24 protein-coding genes and 1 tRNA gene are annotated in these 25,430 nt (G+C 41.4%); 3 read left to right on the forward strand and 22 right to left on the reverse strand.

Annotated elements, in window-relative coordinates; all coding sequences use genetic code 11:
• Positions 1–79: 79 nt before the first annotated feature.
• The 16 genes from JS40_RS01360 to JS40_RS01440 form a co-directional block, all read right to left on the reverse strand.
• Positions 80–544, reverse strand: coding sequence for a hypothetical protein (locus JS40_RS01360; RefSeq protein WP_034257814.1), 465 nt, complete (start codon positions 542–544; stop codon positions 80–82).
• 197 nt (positions 545–741) lie between these two features.
• The gene (locus JS40_RS01365; protein WP_034257815.1) at positions 742–1,164 is read right to left on the reverse strand and encodes a hypothetical protein; all 423 of its coding nucleotides are present in this window, start codon (positions 1,162–1,164) and stop codon (positions 742–744) included.
• A gap of 262 nt (positions 1,165–1,426) precedes the next feature.
• A complete protein-coding gene (locus JS40_RS01370) occupies positions 1,427–1,792 on the reverse strand; it encodes a YciI family protein (protein ID WP_034257816.1) in 366 nt (121 codons plus the stop codon).
• A 134-nt stretch (positions 1,793–1,926) separates the two neighbouring features.
• Positions 1,927–2,139: a helix-turn-helix domain-containing protein gene (locus JS40_RS01375; RefSeq protein WP_034257817.1), complete on the reverse strand. Its 213-nt coding sequence runs from the start codon at positions 2,137–2,139 to the stop codon at positions 1,927–1,929.
• A gap of 3 nt (positions 2,140–2,142) precedes the next feature.
• Positions 2,143–2,679, reverse strand: coding sequence for a DUF2975 domain-containing protein (locus JS40_RS01380; protein WP_034261890.1), 537 nt, complete (start codon positions 2,677–2,679; stop codon positions 2,143–2,145).
• Positions 2,680–3,039: 360 nt separating this feature from the next.
• Entirely contained in the window at positions 3,040–4,395 is a 1,356-nt protein-coding gene (locus JS40_RS01385) for an amidohydrolase family protein (RefSeq protein WP_034257818.1), read from the reverse strand.
• A 301-nt stretch (positions 4,396–4,696) separates the two neighbouring features.
• Positions 4,697–6,430: a tail fiber domain-containing protein gene (locus JS40_RS14740; RefSeq protein ID WP_152558106.1), complete on the reverse strand. Its 1,734-nt coding sequence runs from the start codon at positions 6,428–6,430 to the stop codon at positions 4,697–4,699.
• 485 nt (positions 6,431–6,915) lie between these two features.
• On the reverse strand, positions 6,916–8,058 hold the full coding sequence (locus JS40_RS01395) for a PepSY-associated TM helix domain-containing protein (RefSeq protein WP_034257819.1): 1,143 nt from the start codon (positions 8,056–8,058) through the stop codon (positions 6,916–6,918).
• A gap of 60 nt (positions 8,059–8,118) precedes the next feature.
• Entirely contained in the window at positions 8,119–10,542 is a 2,424-nt protein-coding gene (locus JS40_RS01400; protein ID WP_034257820.1) for a TonB-dependent receptor, read from the reverse strand.
• Positions 10,543–10,817: 275 nt separating this feature from the next.
• Entirely contained in the window at positions 10,818–11,366 is a 549-nt protein-coding gene (locus JS40_RS01405) for a hypothetical protein (RefSeq protein ID WP_051957455.1), read from the reverse strand.
• Positions 11,367–11,541: 175 nt separating this feature from the next.
• A complete protein-coding gene (locus JS40_RS01410) occupies positions 11,542–12,477 on the reverse strand; it encodes an amidohydrolase family protein (protein WP_160172945.1) in 936 nt (311 codons plus the stop codon).
• Between the two features lie 414 nt (positions 12,478–12,891).
• Positions 12,892–13,110: a hypothetical protein gene (locus JS40_RS01415; protein ID WP_034257822.1), complete on the reverse strand. Its 219-nt coding sequence runs from the start codon at positions 13,108–13,110 to the stop codon at positions 12,892–12,894.
• A gap of 46 nt (positions 13,111–13,156) precedes the next feature.
• Positions 13,157–13,558 (reverse strand): VOC family protein, encoded by a 402-nt coding sequence (locus tag JS40_RS01420; protein WP_034257823.1) that lies wholly within the window; start codon positions 13,556–13,558, stop codon positions 13,157–13,159.
• An 851-nt stretch (positions 13,559–14,409) separates the two neighbouring features.
• A tRNA-Ser gene (locus JS40_RS01430) sits at positions 14,410–14,494 on the reverse strand.
• 59 nt (positions 14,495–14,553) lie between these two features.
• Positions 14,554–14,943 (reverse strand): acyl-CoA thioesterase, encoded by a 390-nt coding sequence (locus JS40_RS01435; protein ID WP_034257825.1) that lies wholly within the window; start codon positions 14,941–14,943, stop codon positions 14,554–14,556.
• A 125-nt stretch (positions 14,944–15,068) separates the two neighbouring features.
• Positions 15,069–15,533: a hypothetical protein gene (locus JS40_RS01440; RefSeq protein ID WP_034257826.1), complete on the reverse strand. Its 465-nt coding sequence runs from the start codon at positions 15,531–15,533 to the stop codon at positions 15,069–15,071.
• 146 nt (positions 15,534–15,679) lie between these two features.
• Between JS40_RS01440 and JS40_RS01445 the strand changes: the two genes are divergently transcribed.
• Entirely contained in the window at positions 15,680–16,318 is a 639-nt protein-coding gene (locus JS40_RS01445; protein WP_034261896.1) for an NAD(P)H-dependent oxidoreductase, read from the forward strand.
• 7 nt (positions 16,319–16,325) lie between these two features.
• Here the strand turns inward: JS40_RS01445 and JS40_RS01450 are convergent, their stop codons facing one another.
• Both JS40_RS01450 and JS40_RS01455 read right to left on the reverse strand, forming a co-directional pair.
• A complete protein-coding gene (locus tag JS40_RS01450; protein WP_034257827.1) occupies positions 16,326–16,619 on the reverse strand; it encodes a chaperone modulator CbpM in 294 nt (97 codons plus the stop codon).
• A 1-nt stretch (position 16,620) separates the two neighbouring features.
• Positions 16,621–17,532 carry a DnaJ C-terminal domain-containing protein gene (locus JS40_RS01455; protein WP_034257828.1) on the reverse strand — a complete coding sequence of 304 codons (912 nt, stop codon included), beginning with the start codon at positions 17,530–17,532 and terminating at the stop codon, positions 16,621–16,623.
• Between the two features lie 268 nt (positions 17,533–17,800).
• Between JS40_RS01455 and JS40_RS01460 the strand changes: the two genes are divergently transcribed.
• On the forward strand, positions 17,801–18,238 hold the full coding sequence (locus tag JS40_RS01460; protein WP_034257829.1) for an Hsp20/alpha crystallin family protein: 438 nt from the start codon (positions 17,801–17,803) through the stop codon (positions 18,236–18,238).
• A gap of 127 nt (positions 18,239–18,365) precedes the next feature.
• Positions 18,366–19,559: a DegT/DnrJ/EryC1/StrS family aminotransferase gene (locus tag JS40_RS01465; RefSeq protein WP_034257830.1), complete on the forward strand. Its 1,194-nt coding sequence runs from the start codon at positions 18,366–18,368 to the stop codon at positions 19,557–19,559.
• Here JS40_RS01465 and ribB read toward each other — a convergent pair.
• The 4 genes from ribB to JS40_RS01485 form a co-directional block, all read right to left on the reverse strand.
• Positions 19,556–20,704, reverse strand: coding sequence for a 3,4-dihydroxy-2-butanone-4-phosphate synthase (ribB, locus tag JS40_RS01470; protein WP_034257831.1), 1,149 nt, complete (start codon positions 20,702–20,704; stop codon positions 19,556–19,558). The two genes, JS40_RS01465 and ribB, sit on opposite strands and share 4 nt — an antisense overlap.
• 159 nt (positions 20,705–20,863) lie before the next feature.
• Positions 20,864–22,300 (reverse strand): LptF/LptG family permease, encoded by a 1,437-nt coding sequence (locus JS40_RS01475; RefSeq protein WP_316932501.1) that lies wholly within the window; start codon positions 22,298–22,300, stop codon positions 20,864–20,866.
• A gap of 14 nt (positions 22,301–22,314) precedes the next feature.
• A complete protein-coding gene (locus tag JS40_RS01480) occupies positions 22,315–22,956 on the reverse strand; it encodes an outer membrane lipoprotein periplasmic chaperone LolA1 (RefSeq protein WP_034261899.1) in 642 nt (213 codons plus the stop codon).
• Between the two features lie 4 nt (positions 22,957–22,960).
• Positions 22,961–25,348: an FtsK/SpoIIIE family DNA translocase gene (locus JS40_RS01485; protein ID WP_034257833.1), complete on the reverse strand. Its 2,388-nt coding sequence runs from the start codon at positions 25,346–25,348 to the stop codon at positions 22,961–22,963.
• Positions 25,349–25,430: the final 82 nt, after the last annotated feature.

Consider the following 25,430-nt stretch of genomic DNA (forward strand, 5'->3'; position numbering starts at 1 on the left):
CGATTTATAATTCAATTGCATCCTTCAGTTCCCAAATTATTCCATCAATAGCCCTTCTTTCAATTTTAAAAGGCAAAATTCAGTTTAAATTCTCAAATGCTTTTATACATTCATTTACCACATTTCGCATCCTATTATTCATTTCCGGAAATGTATAGAAGTAATGAAATTCATATCGCATATCATATATAGCATACTGTTGGGGAAAATATCTAAATGGGATTTTAAGTCCGTTTTCAAATTCGCAGAATAAGATATAGGTTTTTTCAATTGCTATGTCCTTATCCGGACCATATGGTAGTGTGGCAAAAGCAGATTTCCATTTTCGGATATTTCCACATTGTTGACGTTTCGTTTTATTTTCAAGTTCAGCGATCATTTGGTCATCGGAAAAGTAATGAGCGCCATCATCAGTTTGTATTGTTACACTTAAGAGTTTTTGCCAGTCGTAATTATCCAAACCATAGTTTTCAAGTTCAGAACTGTTCTGCCCTAAACAATGGAGTCCAAATAATATTATTAGAAAAGACAATCTAAAGTTCATTTCTCAAATGTGTTACCTCACATACTATTGCGCAAATACCTCTGCTACTTAGGTCTTAGGATCGTGCTATCATGCCATGTTTTCGAAAAGGGGAGAACTCAAATATAGAAAATAATTGGATAGGGGTGGGGATGGTGATTTAAAGTGAGGGGTGCCGTAACAGATCCTACGTACTACCATTTCTCATGTACACTTGGCTATTTAAGCCAGCCTTTCCTGGCGGCTCTTTTGCTATAGACATACAGGAATGCCGCTACTGCGATCACCACCAGAGGGATGATCACCGAGAATACGACCGATGTTTTTTTAATGTCGATGATGAACAGCCAATAGAACTCGATAAAGAGTAAAGTGATCAATGAGATGGCAAAGAATACAGCGGCAATTCTTTGTCTGATAAAAAGCATGAAAATACCAATGATCTCCGAAAACAGGGCGATCATAAACACAGCGATATACCAGACCGGCAGCGACTGCATATTGTCAAATTCCTCTACCGTTAGATTCTCCTCCAGCAGATCTATTTCGAAAGAACTAAAGTAGATCTCAAGGATACTCCAAAAAAGCGCAAAAACTGCCACGATCCAAAAGGAAGTAGGTGGTTTGATATCCGTGCCCATGCTTAAAAGTTTGGTTTAACGTATCCTAAAGATAAGTAACTTACAGGGGATTACGGTAAATAAATGGTTACGATCGTGGGTTTTCGCTGTTATTTAGTGGAAAGCAGGGGGGCGGGAGGCGTTATTTGTGCTGAGAACGGTTGCGTGTGTTAGGGTTTATCACTTTTAAAATCTATTTAATTTTGTTGATCTTCCACCACAAGAAACCGATCAATCATCGCTCTCATTTCGTTTTCCATTTTTTTAGCATGCGTTTTCCAATCTATCTATCATTATCTATGCATCCCTCATAGAAGGTTGAGAATTCAAATAATTCTACTTTAAATATGCCCTTTACGACCGATGAATCTTGCTTGGTGATTTCATTAGCTTCCGCCATATCCTTAGCTTGCAAAATCATAAACCCAACGTCTGAATATCGACCACCCACTACGATCTTATTTTGCTTTCTCAATTTTTGAAGGTGGAGTGAATGTTCTTTAAAATACGGTTGCCCGGAAGTAGAGATACTATCATTCCATTCTTCTCCTTTAGAATAAATCATAGCAAAGAGTTTTTCGTTTTCTTGTGAGTGGCCAACCGTTGTGATAAACAGAAGAAAGGTTACGATGTAAAAAGCTTTATTCATAATTATTCAATTAATATTAGTACTGTCGCAATAGTGTTGGAAACGGCTTCAGTTTAGCACCAAATTTACTTAAAAGCACAAAACCTGAACTTACCACTTTCCTCTAAGTTATATAGGCTGTTAGGGGTTGTTGTTTATGGTTCGTCATTCACATATTCAAGAATGTCACCCGGCTGGCATTCCAACACATTACAAATTGATTCCAACGTGCTAAATCTAATTGCCTTGGCTTTTCCTGTCTTTAATATTGAAAGGTTAGATAAAGTCAACCCAACTTTGTCCGAGAGTTCATTTAGTGACATTTTCCGTTTTGCCATCATTACATCTAAATTTACAATGATTGCCATAGTCTATACTGTTAAGTCGTTTTCGTTTTGAATGTCTACTCCCTTTTTGAAGATGATCGCAATGATATAAACCACGGCACCCATTAATATGAAGGCTTGGCTGTCTGCCCAAAATTGGTTTAAGCTGTCGGTGTCATAACCGTGGTACATTAAATTTTTAGCGATCTCTCTGCCAATATAACTAAACAGTCCAATTGCGAGCGTATAATAACTAATTTGCAATAACCGGGACGATACAAAAGTATTAAAAGGTCTTGTGAGATCCATTTTGAGCATGAGCCTGATCACTATGTAGAACAGGAAAGCCTTTAACAATGAAATGGATAGAATAAAGCTGTAGATACCGAAGAAAGCCCATTGGTTGTCTTTATACATTTCGGTCAAGTCCAACGACTGATAAAGATTTTGGACATATTCAGGTTTAAACATATTAAAAATGAAATTTACTATTAAGCCGCCGGCTTCAATACATAAACCTACAAAAATCACCCAGGCCACAATATGTAAGCCTTTAAATACGAAGTTGTTTCCTTTTGACATATCGTTTAATGCGTTAAAATTGATGGGGGAAAGATAGAACATATTTATTGATAAACAATAAATAAAAGCCGAAAAACAAAAAATATTTGCCGTAATAGATTAAACTCACAGCATAACCAATTGATATGCCGGTATTTAGCTACAATGCGAAAGTCTGAAAAAGATTTGCGGCTTGGGAGAGGTCTTTTTTATGGTAGTTGTCATTCTCCTCATGTCCGCACATGCGGTTACCCAAATATCCGGATTATTCCGTTCTTCGGTTTGTGGTCACATGCGCTGTTTTAGTATGTGATAGAATCAGGTGAGCTCCTGACTCCCTGCAGACAGGGAATTACCTATTGCCCTTGAAGGCATGCGTTTTTATTCCGGCTTTTTATATTCGATTCCGTTTTTATATACCGAGAGTACCGTACGGATATTTTCAATGTTTTCCAGGGGATTTTCAGCCAGTACAACCAGGTTCGCTGTCTTTCCTATTGCAATCGAGCCGTGCGTATCTTCAATGCCGATCACTTTGGCGTTATTCAATGTAGCAGCTTTAATAGCATCCATGTTCGTCAAACCACATGCTGTTAGCAATTCGATCTCATCCTGAACCCATTTTATATCCTGACTAAAATCAGTTCCTGCAGCTATGGTCACGCCGTTCTTATATGCGGCTTCTGTAATTCTTTGTGCCCATTTGTCTATTGAAGCAACATCCATACTCTTTGCTGCGGTTGAAAGGTGTTTGGTCGGGTTGTTCGGCTTAGCTTTTTTTTCCGTTTTAGAATTTTCGGAACGCATCTTTAAACTCCACGCCGATAATGTGGGTTCGAAGATCGTATTATTTGTTCTCATTTTTTCGAACAGCGCTATAAATTCAGGACCGGAAGCGTCTGTATTTTTAAAGTCCTGAAGCGGAACATAGTTGCTAATAGCATCATTGAAAGAATCCGGCATTTTATTTTCCAATTCAAAGATCATCCCAACACTATGTGATATTACGTCCACCCCGGCATGTACCGCATCAGAAGGCTTGCTCGGGAATATACTGGAATGACTCCACATCTTCAGTCCGTTTTTGTGAGCGATACTGCTGATGTTTGTAAGTAACTGCGGACTTACATTAGAGTATACTTTGAGACCCGTGACACCCGCATCTTTCGCTTCGGTGACAATTTTTTCCAGATCTGAATTTTCTTCCACAAGTCGCATCCAGGGGGCTGAACCCGGTTCGAATCCCATATTGGAAAATTTGGTTCTTGGGTCTTTTAGAAATGTAGGACCAAAAACATTGGCAGCATAGTATATGTCCGGTCCTTTTAATTTGTGTTGCTCAATTTCTTTATTAAGCACTTGATACACTCTTGCATCGCCTCCCATATCGCGAACCGCAGTGACACCTGAATATAAGAGTTTGGTCAAGATCTCTTTTCGATGCTTTGGTCTGAATAGATGAACGTGTGAGTCAATGAGCCCGGGAATCACATAATTTCCCTTTAAATTGATCTTATTTGTAATTCCGTTTACATCGATCGAACCACTCGGTTTTACCGAGAGAATTTTGTCCTTCTCAATGATGATGGTCATATCGTCCAACTGTTGAGAATTTTCAACATCGATAATCGTAACATTCGTTAGTGCGATAGCATTGGTGGAAAATTCCTGAGAATTGATATGACAGACAAAGATCAAACAGAAAGCCAGTGCCAAAATAATTTTTGTTCTTTTCATGGGTCCGGGTTTTTAAAAGATGCCAACAGGTGTTATTAACATGATACCATCGCTCTTCCATTCTTAAGACAGGGGTCTCATGCCAAGTTTCAATAAGGGGAGTACTCAAATATAAAAAATAATATAACAGGGGAGGAGGGTTGTATAGAATGAGTGACTTGCGGTTTGTAAGTGACTGCATTAACTATTATTGATCCGCTGTATGGGAGTGAGGCGTGCTTATGAAAAGTTCAAGGCCGGTGTTTGGTCTCCCGGTTCTTTGTTTTCCTAGCGTATTCGTTGTAGAGGAACAGGATGTCTATCAATTCGAATGACTGCTAAGTGTATTCATTTCCGCTTTAAGCTCTTGGATCTCCATACGTAATTGGTGGATCATGGTTTGTTGCTCCTGAATTGCCTTTACCAAGGGCGGGACAAATTCAGCATAGCGTAAACTATAATGCGATGTTTCGCTTTTGGGCACGTCGACACCGTGAAAATCAAATCCTATTTCCTTGGCGGCTTTTTCAACGTCCTGGGCAATGAAACCAATTTGCACTTCTTTACTTTTCTTATTTTCTGCATCCTTTATCCTGAGCTCGTCAGGTGTGTTCAGAAACCGGGCTAAAGCCTGTAAATCCAGTTGATAGGTCACGGGTTTAAGCTTGAGGATAAAGTCCAATCCCGCGACGTTCTCACTGATATTAGTTTTAAATCGTCCGTCACTTACATTGCTCCAGTTTGCATATCCGCCTATGGTGGTTACAGCACTGTTTCCTAAGCGAATGGTATTGCTGGCACCCGGCTGGGCATTGTAGCCAATGGCCGTTGAATTGTCAAAGTATTCAATAGAGTTTGCTTTTGTAGTGAAGGCGTTAGAACCCAAAGCTGTAGCATATTCCACACTGCCCACACCGGCTAAAGCTAAACTACCCATGGCAGTACAGTGGCCATCATAATTAGTGGATAACGTATTATATCCCACCGCTGTATTATCTGAAGACGTTAAATTCTCATCTAAACTTTGCGTTCCCACCGACGTGTTTCGAAGGCCGGTAGTATTCGAACCCATGGCATTTGATCCAATCGCCGTGTTTCCATCGACTGAATTGTTTTGGAGGGAGCCGTTGCCCACAGCGGTGTTATTTGAGCCTAGGTCGGCATTTCTCATCGATAATTGGCCTATCGCCACATTATACGAACCTGATGTATTGCTATATAAAGCTCTTCTACCAAACGCACAATTGTATTCTCCGGTATTGCTTTTTAAACTGTCATGACCAAACGCACAATTATATCTTGAATTGGTAGCGTCTCTCATCGCGTCATATCCAAAGACACAGTTGCCGTTACCGCCGGACCAGTTATTAGAAGAAAGCGCATACGCTCCAAAAACAGCATTTTCCTGGCCCGCTTCGCTGCTTTCCATAGCTCTGTAACCAAAAACGCTGTTCTCTTCCCCTCCCAGATTGGAGTACAGGGCATAATGGCCAAACGCGCTGTTATCAGCGCCATTGGTGTTGGAATGCAAGGCGTGGTATCCAAAGGCACTATTGTGACTCGCAAATGTGAGAGACTGAAGGGTAGCTGTTCCGAAGGCAGTATTCTCTGCACTTGACCCAGCGGGATTCAGATCCCTCATACTGGATACACCAAATGAGAGGTTGTTTGCGTTAAGCCTTCCGGATAATACATTATTTCTCTTAAAAACCACATCCTGATCGTCTGCGGTTCCCATAAAATCTGTTCCCGGCGACGTGCCTACATTTCCTTGCAATTCCCATGAAGGATTTACGGCAGGTACAGAAAGAGACGACCAAGCACTCCCGTCATAGAACCAAAACCCTGCAGTATTGTTCGTTTGATACACCAACAGTCCGGTAGCCGGTGTTGCGATAGAGGTTCGCTGTGCCTCCGTCATTCGAGGTACTAAAACCCCCGCGGTTGTACTGCTGACATCCAAGGCGGCCGATGCGTCCGGCGTTGTAGTGCCAACTCCCACTTGGGCGTAGCCCAGCGTCGACATGAATACTAAGACAAATAAAACGCTTCTCATAACGTACAGATTAATGAGCATGAACAGGTATGCAGGTAGGGTTGGGGACAACGCATTTGGTGCAAGATCAATGCGTCTCTACATATACATCGGATGGATCTTAGGATGTCATCATTATTTTTGAAAGAAAGTTGAAAAATCTTATGAAAGCAGCCCCTATGGTAGAAATCACATATCATATCAAGTATATTACTTGCGGCTCCTTCTTCCGGGTCTTTTATTTTTTGCGGAAGCCTCTTATTGCGAAGGAAGCAGCTTCGCTGCTTCAGGCGTTGTTTCGTCCCAAACTTTTGAATGCCCTTTGCAGGGGCCTGTGGTGCTGTTACTGATGGTATGACGTGACCCTTCGGATGAGAGGATTATTTTTTAATTGAGACCAAGGTATTTATTCCAGTATACAAGGTCAGGGCTCAACTAAAGAAAACAGAACCAAGGGGAGGTGTAGTTGGGAGTTGCATTGATCTGTAGCGGGGGATCGTAACTCATTACGCATTCTTATTGCTTTTAAGAGCCTTTTTCTTTTTATACGTTCGTCCGTACCACAATAAAACACCGGTTACCGGTAAGCTTGCCGTTAGTAAGCTAACCAAAAACGCGATAATTTTTCCTGCAATTCCGCCAATAGCACCAATGTGTATGTCGTAATTCATGCGCTGAATTATGTCTGCCACTTTTGCATTTTCATATTTTCCGTAAATACTTGGCGTTTCAATTTCCTCCAAAGTGTTCTGATCGAAAAATCTATAGTCGGAATCGTAATACAGTCCTTTGCTGTTTGAAACTTCCACGTAAATACTTTCGTCGGCAGTTTTGGGGTAGTGCAATTCAAAACTTTCAGCATTTGGATTTTCTTTAGACAATTTTTCAATAAGATAATCCATTGGGATCTTCGTTTCCCTCATTCCGTTTTCGCTTACATTTTCAGGAATAATAAAGCTTACCTCTTTTTGTCCGCCTGTCGATTTGTAGACCACATATTTTAACCAGTTATAAGACATCATTGAGCCCGTAAAAGCTAAGATCAAGGCAAGTGAACATATGTAAAAGCCCACCACAGTATGTAAGTCGAAATTTTTACGTTTCCAACGCGTGGTTTTTTTCCAATCGAATTTTAAGCGTTGTTTTAGATTTTTACGTTTTTTAGGCAGCCATAGTATGAAGCCTGAAATGATGATTACAATGAAAATTAAAATCGAAACACCCACTACTTGTTCGCCTATAGCTTTAGGTAACCAAAGCCGCATATGGCCTTTTAAAATGAATGCAAAAAATCCTGAAAGATGATCATCAACCTGGATCACTTCGCCTGAATACGGGTCTAAGAAAACACTCTGATAGAATTCCGGTTCGGCATCGTAAAATATAACTTCAATCGCGTCCTCCTTTTTTTTGAACAGCGTTCCGTGAACTGTGTTGTTTGGAAAAATCGCTGTAGCTAATTCCTTTGCTTTTGTAGGTGTTAAGATAGGTTGATTTTGCGGGCTTACTTTTTTATAATCGTCATAAAGACCTTCAATTTCATCTTTAAACGCCCAGCAACAACCCGTAACTGCCACAATAAAAACCACGACACCCGTAGTTAGGCCTAATATTTTATGAAGCTGAAATATGAATTTTTTGAAGGTCATTGGAAAAAATTTAAAAGAGCAAGTGATTCTAAAAGCACTTGCTCTTTTTCACTTGACTAATTAAAACTGATATGAAATATTTGCGAATAATGCTCTTGGCGTTTGCGGATTTATAGTTGTCCAGCCTTTATAATATTCTTTATTGAAGGCATTGTTTAACTTTAATCCTATTCGGTATTTATCGGCTTGGTAAAAAACGGAAGCATTTGCAATCGTATAACTTGGTAAAATAAATTCGCCGGTTGATTCATAGTTAATCGCAAAACGTTCACTTGCGCCATTAAATCCTAATCCGACACCAAAACCGTCAAAAGTTCCGTCTTGAAATTCATAATTTGCCCAAAAATTGTAAAGTGTTTCCGGACCGGCCTCTAGAGGTCTTCTGTTTAGGATCTCGGTATTGTCGGATCTGGTCGTTTCACTATCGTTATTGCTATAACCAGCTCTAATGTTCAAACCTTTGATCGGGTTCGCATTTATTTCAATTTCAAAACCTTTGCTTACCACTTCGCCACCTTGAATTTTGTTGAAAGGGGATGATGGGTCAGTAATTACCCGGTCTTTTACCTTGATATCATAATAACTTACCGTAGCATTTAACCTGTTGTTAAAAAGATTTGTTTTAATACCAAATTCCAATTGGTTGGCTTGTTCCGGGTCGAAGGTTTTTAAAGTTTGCGGGCCATCATCGGGATCACCTACTAATTGAGGAGCAACATTTGTAAATCCGTTTTGGAAGTTTCCAAACACAGAAAGCTTATCTTTAATAGGCTGATATAATACTCCAAATTTTGGTGATAAGGTTGTTTGGTCATAACCATCTTCAAGGTTCGTTACATCGCCTTCATTGTCAAAATGGTCTAATCTTAAACCTACCATTGCCGAAAGATTATCTGTGAAGTTGATAACGTCTGATGCGTATATACTATAAATGTGGTATTTCGACTTTACGTTACTCACGCCTTGTGATGCCAATACCGCATCAACACCTGAAGTTGAGAGCGGAAAAAGATCGTCTTCCACGTCTGGTGTAAATGGATTATCTCCATTGGACCCGCCACTTGGAGTCACATTTCCGTAAAATGCATAACCTGTGCTGTTGTTTGTTTGTGTTTCGTTAAAATAATCGATACCCACAACCATTCTATTTCGTAGCGAAGCGATTTTGAAATCTCCAATAAAATTCTGTTGGATATCTGTTGTTTGGGTGTTTGCATTCTGTTTGTTGATAAAACGAGAATAGGTGTTACCTTCTAAAATCCCATAATCAAATAAGTAAGAATAGTATCCTTTTGTAGATGTGGAACTTTTGGAGAGTAACGTTTGCGATTGCCACGTATCGGACACCTTGTAGTCCATTTCAATTCTGTAATTCTGTGTAGGATTCTGTAAGGTTAGATCGTTGCTCGTAAACGATAACTTGTTATTGTAATTGAGTTCATCAAGATTGGATGCGGCAGTTGGAGCACTTCTATTTAGAAATAAAAAGGTTGGATTTGTTTGTTCCGCCTGGGTAATTTCTCCGTAAAAAGAAAAGGAAAGTCTGTTGTTTACCTTATAGGATAATGATGGTGCAACAAAAAAGGACTTTCTAAAACCGGCGTCCTGAAAGCTCTGTTCTGTTGTGTAGGCCGTATTTAGTCTGAAATACAAATTATCCTCTTTGCTTAAGGCAGTATTAAAATCTCCGACGATCTGGTTTAATCCGTAAGTTCCGGAAGTAAAAGACAATTCGCCACCCGTTCCAACGTAAGGTTTTTTGGTTACTACGTTTATAAGTCCGCCATATGAACTAACTGCATTCCCGAACAAAGTTGCGGAAGGGCCTTTTAGTACTTCAATGCGTTCAATGTTAGCCGGATTAATTGTTCCGTTTGTAAGACCCGGAAGTCCGTTAACTAATTGCGGTTGCACGGAAAACCCACGAAGGGAATAATAGCCGGCACCATCGCCACCGCGACCCGTTGAAGTCCAGAGTTGCTCAACGCCGGTAGCATTTTTTAAGGCATCGTCAAAATTTGTAACCACTTGTGATTTTAAGATCTCATTGGTAATTGTACTATACACTTGTGTGTTTTCGATGTCTTTTAAGGGGAGTTTAGAGACGTAGGCTGTTTTCTTTCTGGAGAATTTATTGCGACGTTCTCCTTCTACAGTAACCTCACTTAGAATTTCATTTCCTTCGTAAAGTGTTATGGTTTCAAGATCTGAGTTTTGATCATTAGCAACCGTAAGTTGAATTTCTTTGGTTTTGAAACCTAAGTATGAAATTAAGAGCGTGTATTCGCCCTGTTCTACATTAGATAATACAAAGTCGCCGTATTCATTAGTTTGAGTGCCTATGGATGTGTTTTTTATTGAGACATTTACACCAAAAAGCGGTGCTTCATTGCTGTCTTTTATAGTTCCAGTAATTGTTCCGTTTTGTGCTAAGGACACATGTGTTAGCAGCAATAAAGTTAAGACCGGTAAGAGGATTTTCATTTTGCTTTTATTTAGACTTATTATAAATAGTAAATTTTCGACAAAAATATATTCGTCATTTGATATAAACAAATTATTTATAATAAATCTAAATAAGGATTTTTAAGCGTCTGATTTTCTGATGATAGTAGCGTGTGTTTATCTTTAGTTTGATGTATTGCTATACAGTTGAGTTATAGCCACTCTGTTTCAGGAAAGTTCATGTTATGCACGCTAACACCCCTTGTAGCTATGGTTTGGTGTGCCTGCGGAAGCGTCGTGGCAAACAGGGGTATTCAAAATTCGTTATGTTTTAGTTTCATTTTTTTCCCAATTTCCTCAATTTCCAACTCACCTTTCTGAAATTGAATTTCCAAGTCCAATAAGTATATGAGGTCAGATAAAGATTGCTCGTACAAAGCCGCCGTTTTATAATCGGCTAACTTTTTTAGATTTATCAATTCTGTATAAATTTCGTTATGGGAATATTCTGATATATTCTTTGACAAGATTTCGTTTGTTATAACAGTTTCCAGTAAATGCGGGAATGGAATTGGATTATTCTTTTTCACATTTGAAATCCTTGTACTATCGGAATTTATGGTGTCCTGTTCCAGGGCTCGGATTCTATTGCTCAATTCCACACTATACGTTCTGGTATTGATCACAATCAATTTTGAGGTGTTGAGCAGTTTTAGGGTATCTTCCTTCTCTTTCTTTCGGAGACCGGAATTCGTTAAAGATATTGCTATAAATACGCCAATTAAAGTCGCAATCAGGGTCAAAACAAATGACCTTAATTCATCAGAAGGGAAGCTAACTAATTTCCAACGTAACTTCATCATGTTCACAAAGTTATTGCGATTGTTGCCCAGTTTTCGTCTCCCGCACTTTCTAGTTCCAGAAAATGAATAGCAACACTCAAATATAGAAAATTAATGAATTGGTATGTGTGATTGGTTTGGGAAAAAAGAAGGGGCTATGGATAAGTTAACCTAGGAGACGGTTCAGTAGAAAGGACTATTGTTTGGTATCACGGGGAGCAAGGTTTTTATGAAGTATGCTGTCTGATTCAAATTTTTCCAATCCGAGTTTTTCCCTCAAAATTCTACTATATATAGCTGCAGTGTATAGAGGATAATCTGTTCCGAAGACGATATTTTCGTACCCGATCTTTTCACAATACAATTTTAATTCTGAAAATTCTTTTTCGGTTAATTTCTTCACTCCGTCACTGTCTTTATCTAATGCAACCGCTGAAATATCAAACCGAATACGATGTTTTGACGGAATTTCACCTTCAGATTTTAGCTGCGAAAAGGCATCGATTACTTGTTTTGTTTTTTGATTGAATCCCCCGGATGTTCCAAAATGGGCGATGGTGATATTTAAGGCGTCGACTTCAGATAGAACCGACTTTACCAACAGGATCACGTCCGGCTTACCAAATTTAGGGTGCCCGTTGTCAAAATGTAACAATATTGGGGTTCTGTATTTTGAAGCCAGTGCGAATATTTCTCTTATTTTTTCCAGATGATCGGGTTCTGTTAAATATACTTGAGACGTATTAAAATGAAGTTTTAGACCAACATCGGAATGTATGCTCACACATCTTTTTAATTCCTCTGTGGCGCCTTGGTGAAGCGGATCGATGGAAATATAGGGAGTAACTCTGGTTGGATATTTCTTGGCAGCGCGTAGAACGTAATTATTTTCACTCACTAACTTTTCATAGGCATCATTACCTTGGTAGAACTCAGGATTCCCGTAGACGTAGCCCATTCCGATCAGGTTTAGAACCGCCACATTATTTGTTTTCAATATAGAATCAATATTGGCGTAATAATCATCGTTTTTCGAAAAAGGAATTCCCAGTTCCTTCCAGGCCTTAATTAATTGCGGACTCATGATATGCACATGGGCATCACTTTTTGGGTTTTCTTCTTGCCCAGGCACATCCTTTTTTTTCTCCGGTCCGTTGCAAGCGAATAGAAAGAAAAGAGAAATTGAAAATATACAGTTGTAATTTATGGTCATAGTGCTGCCATGTTCGCCTACGTGTTCTTTTACCTTATTGGTGATGCGCAGTAAAAATCATTGATTAGTGTTTCATTCATTCGGTTTGTTCAATAATCAATACATTTAAACTTTTACGTTGTTTTAAGAATGGTATATATTGATTCTACGTAAGAATCAAATATAAAAATAACTGCTCAAAGGTGAAGATTGGTTTGGGAAAATGATCCGGGAAAAATACGCTATGCTTTTTTTAATTGATCAAAATAGCATCTTTCGTATCGTTGGTGGGTGACTGCGCTTGTTGCTGCCAAACGGAAGCTGTGATGTTTTTAGTTAATTAGATATATTACTTCAGAAAAGATCGGCCCACTTTAAAATAACCATTACAATAGCAGTAGCTCCGGTACTATATAGTATGGCCGCCTGCCAATACGATAGTTGTGCGGGCCAATGCTTCCACATTTTCGTTCCGTATTCTTTTTCGGCATAGCCACTCGTTATCCTCCAGAATAGAAAAATGAAGAGTAAGAAAATGAGAATTGCTATTATTAAGATCCCTGTTTTTTCCATGGATTGAATTATTATGATCTACGTTTCTGCATGAAGGAATATGACCTTATGCCTCATCTGGCTGCTTCTTTACTTGCTTGGTCTGTGTTTTAAAAGTACCGATATGCCATAAAATTCCGGACGGGTCGTGAAGAAAGAACTCATTCCCCCAATCGTTTTGAACAATCTTAGACAGTCGTACATTTTCGTACTTATCGGTTAACTTTAATCGTTGTATGGATACTAATGTGTTTTCTAAATGCTCTACTTCCAGAAAGATCATGGAATTATCAACCCAGTCTTTTACGTAGGCCTCCTGTAAGTAAAAACCGAATGCTCCCTTGTAGAAGTATGACATCTTGCGGGAAGTAGGGACCTCCTTAAAACCCAGATCCAGATAAAAGCTACGAGAAGTTTGATAGTTTTTAGCTCCAATAAATGGTCTGATGGATTTAGAGGTAATATTCATAGTTCAATCTTTCAGTTTAAATATAGTTAAATTCAGTTGAACTAATGCATAAACAAATACGTGGGGTTGTCAGGTTCTATAGTTGAATGAGAATATTGCCCGGCCTCAGAGAATAATAAAAGTAAGAATGAAGAATTTTACTCGCTTTGCTCGTGATCCCAAAGCGGGGATCCTGTACAACCATAAAACCGGCACCAAGCTTCGCTTGCTGGGTTTTGCGTTTTCCGCTGCGAGCTGAAACTTTCTAACAGGTACTAGCACGAAAGAATGAAGGATTACTCGCTTTGCTCGTGATCCCAAAGCGGGGATCCTGTACAACCATAAAACCGGCACCAAGCTTCGCTTGTTGGGTTTTGCGTTTTCCGCTGCGAGCTTAAACTTTCTAACAGGTGCTAGCACGAAAGAATGAAGGATTACTCGCTTTGCTCGTGATCCCAAAGCGGGGATCCTGTACAACCATAAAACCGGCACCAAGCTTCGCTTGCTGGGTTTTGCGTTTTCCGCTGCGAGCTGAAACTTTCTAACAGGTACTAGCACGAAAGAATGAAGGATTACTCGCTTTGCTCGTGATCCCAAAGCGGGGATCCTGTACAACCATAAAACCGGCACCAAGCTTCGCTTGCTGGGTTTTGCGTTTTCCGCTACGAGCTGAAACTTTCTAACAGATGCTAGCACGTAAGAATGAGGGATTACTCGCTTTGCTCGTGATCCCAAAGCGGGGATCCTGTACAACCATAAAACCGGCACCAAGCTTCGCTTGCTGGGTTTTGCGTTTTCCGCTGCGAGCTGAAACACGTTTCGCCCGCTTCTGAAAACACAAAACCCGCAACTTTCGTTGCGGGTTTCTTTTGCGGAGAAAGAGGGATTCGAACCCCCGGAGGTGTGACCCTCAACAGTTTTCAAGACTGCCGCATTCGACCACTCTGCCATTTCTCCTTTAGCGGTTGCAAATATAGTAAGCTTTTTTTATTTCCTAAACCTTTTTTCTGTTTTTATCAGTCAATAATAGGGACAGGTTTTTTATCGTCGCCAACAGCTACAAAGGTGAAATATCCTGTCACTACTTTTTCTCTGGAATCGCTGTACATATCCTCCATAAAGACTTCTGTGCGCACTACACAACTTGTGCGTCCTACCTTATCTACACGTGCCACCAATTCAATAATGGTGCCTTGGGGTATAGGCGTTGTAAAATCGATCTTGTCCGTCGAAACGGTGACCACTTTTTTCCGGCTGAAACGCGTAGCGCATATAAAGGAGGCTTCGTCCATTAAGTGGAGTGTGGCGCCTCCAAACAAAGTGTCGTAATGATTGGTTGTATTAGGAAAGACGGCTTTGAAGATTCTGGTTTCGCTACGGTCTTTTAAAGTTTCTAAGGTTGACATTGTATTTGATTTAGGAATTACGAGTTACGATTTAGGAGTTTGGAATTAGGAGTTACTTTTTAGGAGTCTGGAATAAGGAGTTAGGTTGGTTGTTGGAATCTGCATCACAAAGGCAAGTTTTGGTGTTAATTGGATAATTCATGCAATCCGTGGTTCCCGCTAAAACCCATTCTCCGTGCTGTAACGGTATCAATTAAGAAATAGATTTCGATCATAGGAGAAACAACTTTGTCTACACTATCCCAGATCAATTCATTGTCGATTGTTTTTTTTATACCTGTTATATTGATTTCTCCTATACTTTTATTTGTGGCATTTTCATAGCTTATCATACACGACGTTAAATCGTCGTATGCTATAATTTGGATTTTGAGGACCCCTCTTAGGTCTGAAAGTACATCATTATCAATATTCTTGGTGATTAACTTAATCAATGCTTCGTTACTCTTTCTTGCACTCACCGAATCATTCTCCAAGCCAAATCGTTCGGTATTACATCCTTCGATCTTTGTTGGATAGATGTTCTGAGCTATGGCACTGCATGTGATTAACGATAGGATGCAAATCATAATTGAAATTCGTTTTTTCATAGGTATAATGTTATAGACACGATGACGAAAATACGATATTTCGGATACATCATAAGAGTGGTCTATCGGCCCTCTGCTAAGGTCTATGGCAATTCCCTTTTTTTAAAATGAAAACCAAGTACCTTTGTAACGTAAATGTAGAGCAAATGAACAGATCAATCCTCCACTCCCTCCAATGGCGTTACGCTACTAAAAAATTCGACCCATCCAGAAAGCTTTCCGAAGAAAAATTAAATGTGATAAAAGAATCATTTAATCTTACTGCCACTTCTTACGGATTGCAGCCACTAAAGCTGGTGATCGTTAGCAATACCAAACTGCAACAGCAATTGGTACCTTTAACCATGGAGCAAGTGCAAGTTCGCGATGCTTCCCATGTCCTGGTCTTTTGTATTGAAACAGCCATCTCCAAGAATTACATTACCGAATATTTCGATAGGGTAGAGCATACCCGCAACACACCCAGAGCGATACTGAAACCTTTTGAGAAATTCCTTATCGAAGAGTTTACCGAAAAGCCCGAGGTCGCAGTGGAAACATGGATGCAAAAACAAGCTTATATTGCCATGGGGAATCTGCTTACGGTCTGCGCTCTGGAAGGGATCGATGCCTGTCCTATTGAAGGGTTTTTACCGGAAGCCTATGACGAACTGCTCCAATTGAAAGACCTTGGATTACAGTCGGTGCTGGTGATGCCGGTGGGGTATCGCGCCGACGATGATTTCTTTGCCGACCTTAAAAAAGTGCGTCGTGGCGTGGATGAAGTGGTGATCGAGATGAAATAACGAACGCTTACGGCTCGTACAATTTTAACCGGTTGCGGAGGTTGTTAAGTTCCTCATGCATCATTTCTACTTTTTCCAGTAAATTAAAGATCACGTCGATCCCTTCAGGGTTTACACGCAGATCCCGGTGCAGGCGGATCATTCGTTCCACATCATGTACTGCTTCTTGAGGGATGCAGGAAGTGTCCTCTAACTGTTTCAGTTGTACCAGGCCCATTTCGTGAAGGGTGGATACAAAAGAGGTCTCTATCTCATAGCTGGCACAGAGTTGCTGTACGGTAATATATTCGGTCTTTTTCATCTTACTTTATTTTTGAGAGTTGCTGAAACAGTTCTTTTTCTTTTTCTGAAAGTTTCGTAGGGATGGATACAGTGTAGGTAATATAAAGGTCACCAAAACTGCCCTCTTTTTTATATATTGGAAATCCCTTTCCCTTCAATTTCACTTTACTTCCGGGCTGTGTTCCCGGTTTTACTTTTAGTTTTACCTTACCTGTAAAAGTTTCTACTTCTAACTCCCCGCCCAGCACAGCAGTATAGAGGTCTAAAGGTTCGGTTTTATACAGATCGCCTTTATTTCTGCTGAAAGGCGTTGAATTGGTGATCTGGAACTGGATATAGAGATCGCCTTTGGGGCCACCGTTACGACCTTCACCACCATGGCCTTTGATCTTGATCACCTGTCCGTCTTCCACCCCGGCGGGGATGGTCAACCGAATGTTCTTCCCATTGACCGTGAGGGTTCGTTTATGGGTTTCGTATACATCCCGAAGGTCCAACTGTAACTGTGCGTTATAATCCTGCCCTTTAAAACGCACATTGCCACCAAAACCACCGCCGGAAGAAGCCCTTCCACCTCCAAACATCGACTCGAAAAAATCTGAGAACCCTTCCCCTTCAAACTCATCGTATACGTTTTGTCCGCTGTAAGCACTTTGATATTGCTGTTGTTGACGTTGCTGTTGACGTGCGCGTTCTATGTCATCGGCATGCTTCCAGTCCTTTCCGTAGGCATCGTATTTTTTGCGGTGTTCGGGATTGCTCAACACCTCATGCGCTTCATTGATCTCCTTGAATTTTTTTTCGGCTTCGGCATCGTTGGGATTGACATCGGGATGATATTTTCGGGCCAGCTTTCGGTAAGCTTTCTTGATATCTCCGGCCGAAGCACCCTTGTCCAACCCTAAAATTTTATAATAATCTATGTAGGCCATTTTATAAGAATAATTGGTAGCTTAAAGTTACTAATTTCTTTGCTTCGGAAGCAAGGGTATAAAAGTTCATACCATTTTGTGTAACACCTTCAAAACTGAAAAAATGTCACTAACCACCTCGCTTCAAGTGAACTAATGTCACTTTCTTCTGAAATTTTTTCAGAAAAAAGGACCTGTATTGCTTTGGTACTTAATTTGTTCATTGTAATACGGACTATTAAAGTAATAGTACCACGAACTGAAGTATAAACCTTAAAATAACAGTCCTATGAAACTGATGAAACGACACGACAACCTGTTTCCAAACATGTGGAGTCCCTTTAATGACGACGATTGGTTTCGATTACCGGATACCTTTAAGTCGGGAACCAGTGCACCGGCCGTGAACATTCTGGAGAATGAAGACGATTTCAAAGTCGAGATGGCCGTGCCGGGGATGAAGAAGGAAGACTTCAACATTGATCTGGAAAACAATCTGCTTACGATTTCGGCTGAAGAACAGTCGGAAAACGAAACAAAGGGCCAAGACGGTTCTTATACGCGCAGGGAGTTCAATTACAGCGCTTTTAAGCGCTCGTTCACCCTTCCAGATTCTGTAGATGGTGAAAAGATCGCAGCTTCTTATACAGATGGTGTTTTAAACATCACCATTCCTAAAAAGGAAGAGGCGAAACCAAAACCACCTAAGAAGATAGCGATCAAATAAACAGAGAGCGGGATGTCCCGCTCTTTTTTTTGCCGTTACGGCTCCATATTTCCATTGCAAATCGCAAACGCAACCCGTACCTTTGTATCACATCTATACAACAATGTGACACCTAACAGAAAAAATTATGCCCGGATTTGAAGTATTTGGCGCCGAAGAGCGAAAACAAGTGAGTGATGTTTTGGAAAGTGGTGTGCTTATGCGCTACGGTTTCGACGGTATGCGCAACGGCCATTGGAAAGCAAAAGAGTTTGAAACAGCCTTTGCAGAACGTATGCAGGCAAATCACTGCCAACTGGTATCCAGCGGTACGGCGGCCCTAACTGTTGCGCTTGCATCCGCCGGAGTGGGCGCCGGGGATGAGGTGATCATGCCTACGTTTACGTTTGTCGCCAGTTTTGAATCTATTATGATGCTGGGTGCAGTCCCGGTGCTGGTCGATATTGACGACACGCTTACATTGGATCCGGAGGCCGTAGAAGCTGCCATTACACCTAAAACACGCTGTGTGATGCCTGTGCACATGTGTGGGTCTATGGCCGACCTGCGAAAACTGAAGGATATCTGCTCAAAGCACGATCTCATTCTTCTCGAAGATGCCTGTCAGGCGATTGGAGGAACTTTCGAAGGCAAGCCTTTGGGAAGTTATGGCGATCTGGGATGTTTTTCCTTTGACTATGTGAAGACCATTACGTGTGGTGAAGGTGGTGCCGTGATCACCAACAAGGAAGCGTATAAGATCAACGCCGATCAGTTTCAGGATCACGGTCATGACCACATAGGGAATGATCGCGGGGCTGAAACACATCCCACACTTGGGTATAACTTCCGCATTTCTGAATTAAATGCCGCTGTTGGGCTGGCACAACTAGACAAACTGGACGGGATCTTGAAATGCCAGAAGCACCACTATACCATCTTACGTGAGGCCTTAAGCGGTGTTGAAGGAGTAAGCTTCAGAAGGGTTCCCGAGGGAGGCGAAGAGAATTATTCCTTTTTAAATATCTATCTCCCCACAGAAGCACTTGCCAAAAAAGCACATAGCGCTCTTTCCGAAGCAGGGATCGATGCCTGTTTCTACTGGTACACAAATAACTGGCACTACATAAACGGCTGGGAGCACCTTAAAGAACTAAAGGCGTTGGGGAGGTTGCCACAGGAGATCCGCCAGCAGATGCAGGATCTCAATAGCACCGATTTCTCTAAAAGCGATGCCTGGATGGGCCGTACTATCTCATGTTTGGTAAAGATAGGCTGGCCGGAGGCTCAGGTGAAGGACCGTGCGGCTACGATGCGCCGGGTTATCACGGATATACTTTAGTAATTCACATATTCCGTGATCTCCAATCCGTAGCCTATCATGCCTACGCGTTTGGTTTGTTCGCTATTGGAAAGCAATTGTATCTTATGTATGCCCAGATCGTGCAGTATTTGAGCACCAATGCCAAAATCCTTACTGTCCATTGCGATCCTGGGCGCTTTTGCGATCTCATTTTCACGCTGGGCCGTTCGCAATTCCTTTAAACGCTGCAAAAGATTCAAGGATTGGCTCTGCTGATTGATAAACACTATAGCTCCTTTCCCTTTTGAGTTGATCACATTGAACATATCGTCCAGTTTCTGTTCGGCGTTGTTGGTAAGCGTCCCCAGAATATCTCCGTTGACCAAGGTAGCATTCACACGAACAAGAACGGGCTCCTCCTTTTTCCAATCTCCTTTGGTAAGAGCAATATGGACCTGATCGTTTGTGGTTTGCTTATAGGCCCGCAATCTAAAACGTCCAAATTTTGTATTGATAGTGAAATCCTCTTCTTTTCTAATTAAAGAATCGTGTTCCATGCGATAGGCGACAAGATCTTCGATGGAGATAAGCTTCAGGTCGAACTTCTTTGCCACTTCCATTAGTTGCGGTAAGCGCGCCATGGTACCATCTTCATTGAGAATCTCTACAAGGATACCGGCAGGCTGAAGTCCTGCAAGACGTGCCAAATCAATGGCTGCTTCGGTGTGGCCTGTTCTGCGTAACACCCCGCCTTCTTTGGCTCTCAAAGGAAAGATATGTCCGGGACGGCCCAGATCCTCCGGCTTGGTAGTTTCATCCACCAATGCTTGTATGGTTTTTGCCCGATCGTGTACCGAGATACCCGTGGTACACCCGTGACCTATAAGATCTACAGACACCGTGAACTGTGTGTGATGCAATACGGTGTTATTCTCCACCATCATATTCAGATTCAAAGAGTTACAGCGATCTTCTGTAAGGGGCGCACATATCAAACCGCGTCCATGCGTTGCCATAAAGTTGATCATTTCGGGCGTAACCATTTCGGCCGCTGCAATAAAATCGCCTTCATTCTCTCTGTTCTCGTCATCCACGACAATAATCACCTTTCCTTTTTTTATATCTTCTATCGCTTCGGAAATTGTATTGAGTTGGATCTTCATGTTTTTTTCTGTCGTAATCATAGCCTCTTTTGAAAATGCAAAGATACGTAAATAGTTTATGGTGCGAAGTGCTAGGTTGTGAGGGAAATTTGATTGCTGAAAAAGAAATAGATCATACTAAAAAATGAGCAACTAATTCAAAAGGAATGGTACTTATCCTGTTCTTTCTGGAGATATTCACTATTCTGAAGCAGTTTCCTTCTTTTTGAATAGTCGGCTGAAGCGCTGCAAGAAAGAATCGATATCAAAAATCCCTTGATCGGTCGTTGCACGGTATGTCAACCAAATACTAAGCGGCAGCATAATGGCCGTACTCAGCCAACTGGCAATAAACGGGTGCATACTTCCGTCTTCTGCACTGTTCTTTGCGAAGATCCCAATAAAATGATACGTGAGAAACAACAGCACGGCTACTACCATGGGGAGGCCCATACCACCTTTGCGAATGATCGCTCCTAAAGGAGCCCCTACAAAGAATAATATAATACACGCAATGGCAAGAACATACTTCTCATGCAATGCGATCTCATGTTTGTTTAACCGTTTTGTTTTTAGAAGGAATTCAGTTTTTTTTGCCTGAACCGCTTGCAGGGTACCCCGCACGTTATTAAGCGCCGTAGTGGCTACAGACAGTTGCAGATCCGGATTGTAAATATCCAGAATAGAATTAACTGCTGCCACCGAATCTTTTTCCTTTGGCCTGGTATCTTTCAATTTAGAGAACCCGCTACGGAAATACATATTGTCTGAAAAAGCTTCAATGTCCTTGGTATAGCTATTGGAAAGCGAATCGATCTCGACGAACAATTCGTTGATCTTGTACATATTGTGATTGTTCAGTTCGTTCTCTTTCTCAATATCGGTACTGTTGAAAGCCGTAAGATCGATATTGATGGTGTAGCTTTCAAAATAACTCTTAGCGAACGGCTGACTTTTTTGTTTTTGTGGATTCCTAACTTGGATCTCGTCGTAATAATGACCATCATTCAAAATAAGCGAAAGGGTGTTGCTACCTTCCGAACTAACCAACTCCCCGTTGTCTGCTATGATCACCGTGTAATTTCCATTAGGGCGCTGCGGATTTTTTTTATGGATCACTACATTCTCCAAGAATTGATCACGATCTCCACTCTTCTTTTCGACCTTGATGTTAAAATCGTCTCCCACTTGGCTAAACTGACCTTCAGCGATCACCATGGACGGGCTCACCTGGGCGATGTTTCGGCGTAAGTTCTGCCACTTATATTCCGAATAGGGGATTACATTGTTGGCAAACAGAAAAGCAATCCCAGCTAGCGCAAGTATAAAAAAAGTAAGACTGCGCATGGCACGCTGCAATGAAATACCGGTAGACTTCATGGCTGCAAACTCATATTTTTCAGCAAAGCTCCCAAAAACCATTAATGAAGTTACTAACACCGTGAGGGGCAATACCAGCGGGATCAATCTGGGCGATACATACCAAAGGAACTTTAGGACCACCCATACATCCAGGTCCTTTCCTGCCAATTCACTTATATACAGCCAGATCGTCTGTAAAACAAAAATGAACATTAAAATAATGAAGACGCTAAAAAACGTCTTCAAAAAGGTTACCAATATGTATCGATCCAGCATTTTCACTGTGACGGTTAATTCAGCTTATTGATGTAATAGCCATCCTGTTTGTATTTGGCCTCATCAAAAGTAAATAATGTCTTGGATAACGGCTGATTGGTTTTAAAAGAATTTACCGTAAGGGTGTATTTTGTCCCTTTTGCATCGGTTTGAATGAGCTTGTAAATATGTTTGGTTTGGACATCGATGCCCAAAAGGACATCTTTCATTTCAGCCTTAGAATCGATCGGGATCAATTTTACATACTGTATTTTACGTCCTTTGATGTTCTGTACAATATCCATCTTGTATGTATAACCTTTCTCATAAAAGGTAAGCAATTTAGAGGGTGTTACCTCCTTATCGTCCTGTGCGTTGTAATTGGAGATCGTCACTTCTTCATCCTCGGGCACGATGGTGTAGATCTTTTTGCCGTCGAACATACGCGTCGTCCCCATCATGTGAAGGACATACTTGTTTCCAGAAAGTGTCACATCTCCTCTTGTGTCCTGGTTCACGTTCTCCTTGGCGTTATTGAGATTGTATTTAAAGTCAATGAGAATGTTGTCGTAGCTCTTTGCTTTGGCCGAAACCTCGTTGAGCAATGATTTCGCATCTTGTGCTCCGGCGATCGAAACCATACAAAGGGTACATACTAAAAAGGCAATTTTTTTCATGTTACTAGTTGTTACTTTCATTATCTAATAGTTGGTTCAATGCTTCTATTGTTGGAACAAGGACCTGTCGTGCTTTACTTCCTTCGAAAGGACCAACGATACCTGCGGCTTCAAGTTGATCTATGATGCGTCCGGCACGATTGTATCCCAGCTTAAGCTTACGTTGCAAGAGCGAAGCAGATCCTTGCTGGGCAATGACCAGTACTTCGGCCGCTTCACGAAACATCTTATCCCGTTCCTCGATACTAATATCAAGATTTGTGCCACCTTCTTCTCCTTCATATTCCGGGAGGAGGTGCGCATCGGGATAGGCTTTTTGCGAACCGATATAATCTGTGATATCTGCTACTTCCGGCGTGTCAACAAAGGCACACTGGAGGCGCGTAAGGTCATTCCCTTGTGTAAAAAGCATGTCGCCACGACCAATAAGCTGATCTGCACCCGAACTGTCGAGGATCGTCCTAGAGTCGATCTTGCTGGTCACTCTAAATGCGATACGCGCTGGGAAGTTTGCTTTAATGATCCCCGTGATAACGTTTACCGATGGCCGTTGCGTAGCGATGATCAAATGGATCCCGATCGCACGTGCCAATTGTGCCAGGCGCGCTATAGGAGTTTCTACCTCTTTTCCGGCGGTCATGATAAGATCTGCAAATTCGTCGATCACCAAGACTATATATGGCAAAAAGCGGTGTCCTTCGTTGGGATTCAGCTTTCGGGCCTTGAATTTCACATTGTATTCCTTGATGTTCCTAACCATGGCATCTTTCAACAGATCGTAACGTGCGTCCATTTCCAGGCACAACGAGTTCAACGTATAGACCACTTTGTTGGTGTCGGTAATGATCGCTTCTTCGGTGTCGGGTAATTTTGCCAAATAATGCCTTTCGATCTTATTGAAGAGGGTAAGTTCTACTTTCTTGGGATCTACCAACACGAACTTTACTTCGGCAGGATGCTTTTTATAGAGCAGCGAGGTAAGGATGGCGTTAAGTCCCACCGACTTCCCTTGACCGGTTGCCCCGGCCATAAGTAAGTGCGGCATCTTTGCCAGGTCCACCACGAAGGTTTCGTTGGAGATGGTCTTGCCCAGGGCCATGGGAAGTTCCATTTCGGCGTTTTGAAATTTTGGAGAAGCGATCACCGAGCGCATGGAAACGATCTTCGCGTTTTTATTGGGCACTTCGATTCCAATGGTTCCGCGTCCCGGGATGGGTGCAATGATACGTATCCCCAAAGCCGATAGCGATAGGGCAATATCATCTTCCAAATTCTTGATCTTGGAGATACGAATCCCTGCTTCAGGTACGATCTCGTATAAGGTAACTGTAGGCCCGACGGTAGCTTTAATATTGGCGATGCCTATTTTGTAGTTATTAAGTGTATTGACAATACGGTTCTTATTCTCCTCCAGCTCTTCTTGGTCGATGGTAATTCCTTTCCCCCCGGTATAATCCTTCAACAGATCCAAGGAAGGAAATTTAAAGTTGCTGAGCTCGAGTGTGGGATCGAATTCTCCAAAATCTGCCACCAGTTTTTTGCTGAGATCGCCTTCAACGGTTTCTTCTTCCGGGGCTTGTTCGATCTCCATGGCGACATCGTTCTCTTCAGAAACAGCAACAGGCTGTGTGGTCTTTAGGGTAGGTTCTTCAAGTTCTTCTTCTGCTTCTTCGGAAATATCCATAGGTACGCTGGTACTTTCTTGGCCCACTACGGCTTCCACCACTTCCTTTTCATAATCGGTTTGAGAAATGGATGCTTCTGAAACCGTTTCCGAAGTAAAATCCTTGTGGATCTCTTTCTTGGTACTTTTTAATGCCGTTGCGACGCGGTCAGGAGTCATTTTTAATCGTACGACCAAATAGATGATGGCTAAGAAGGTCATAACGAGTATAGCCCCTATGAGTCCTAAATAATCCTGAAGCAAATCGTTAAGTTCATACCCTATGGTGCCGCTTAACAAGGTGCTTTTTGAGGCAAAGAACCCAAAGAATACGGCAATCCAGATGGTTAGTAATACTCCCCAGAACCAAAACCGTTTTAATTGTTTCTTGGTGTAGTCGAAGAAAAAATAAATTCCTGTTAATGTAATTAGGAATGCCAGAATAAAGGCCGAAATACCAAAGCCGTCATAGATAAAGAAATGTCCCACATTAGCACCAAACTTGTTCAGCCAATTTTTGGATTCCATTTCTCTTTCGGCGATGATGCCAAGGTCACTTTGGTCGGTTTGCCATGTGAAGTAGTAAGAAGCGAATGAGAATAGCAGGGCAACTCCTAATAGAAAAAGAAAACTCCCCAAGATAATCTTCTGTTGTTTGGACAACGAAAAAGATATTTTTTTACGTGGGGTTTTGGCTTTTTTGGATGTAGCGGTTTTTTTCTTCGCCATGTAAGGTTGGGTTGTCTTAGCGCAAAAATACAAATATCAAACGTCCCAATCTACATAAAATTTTCTAAAACTTCGGAAAGCA

This window comes from Altibacter lentus (assembly GCF_000746845.1).
Taxonomy (GTDB): Bacteria; Bacteroidota; Bacteroidia; order Flavobacteriales; family Flavobacteriaceae; genus Altibacter; species Altibacter lentus.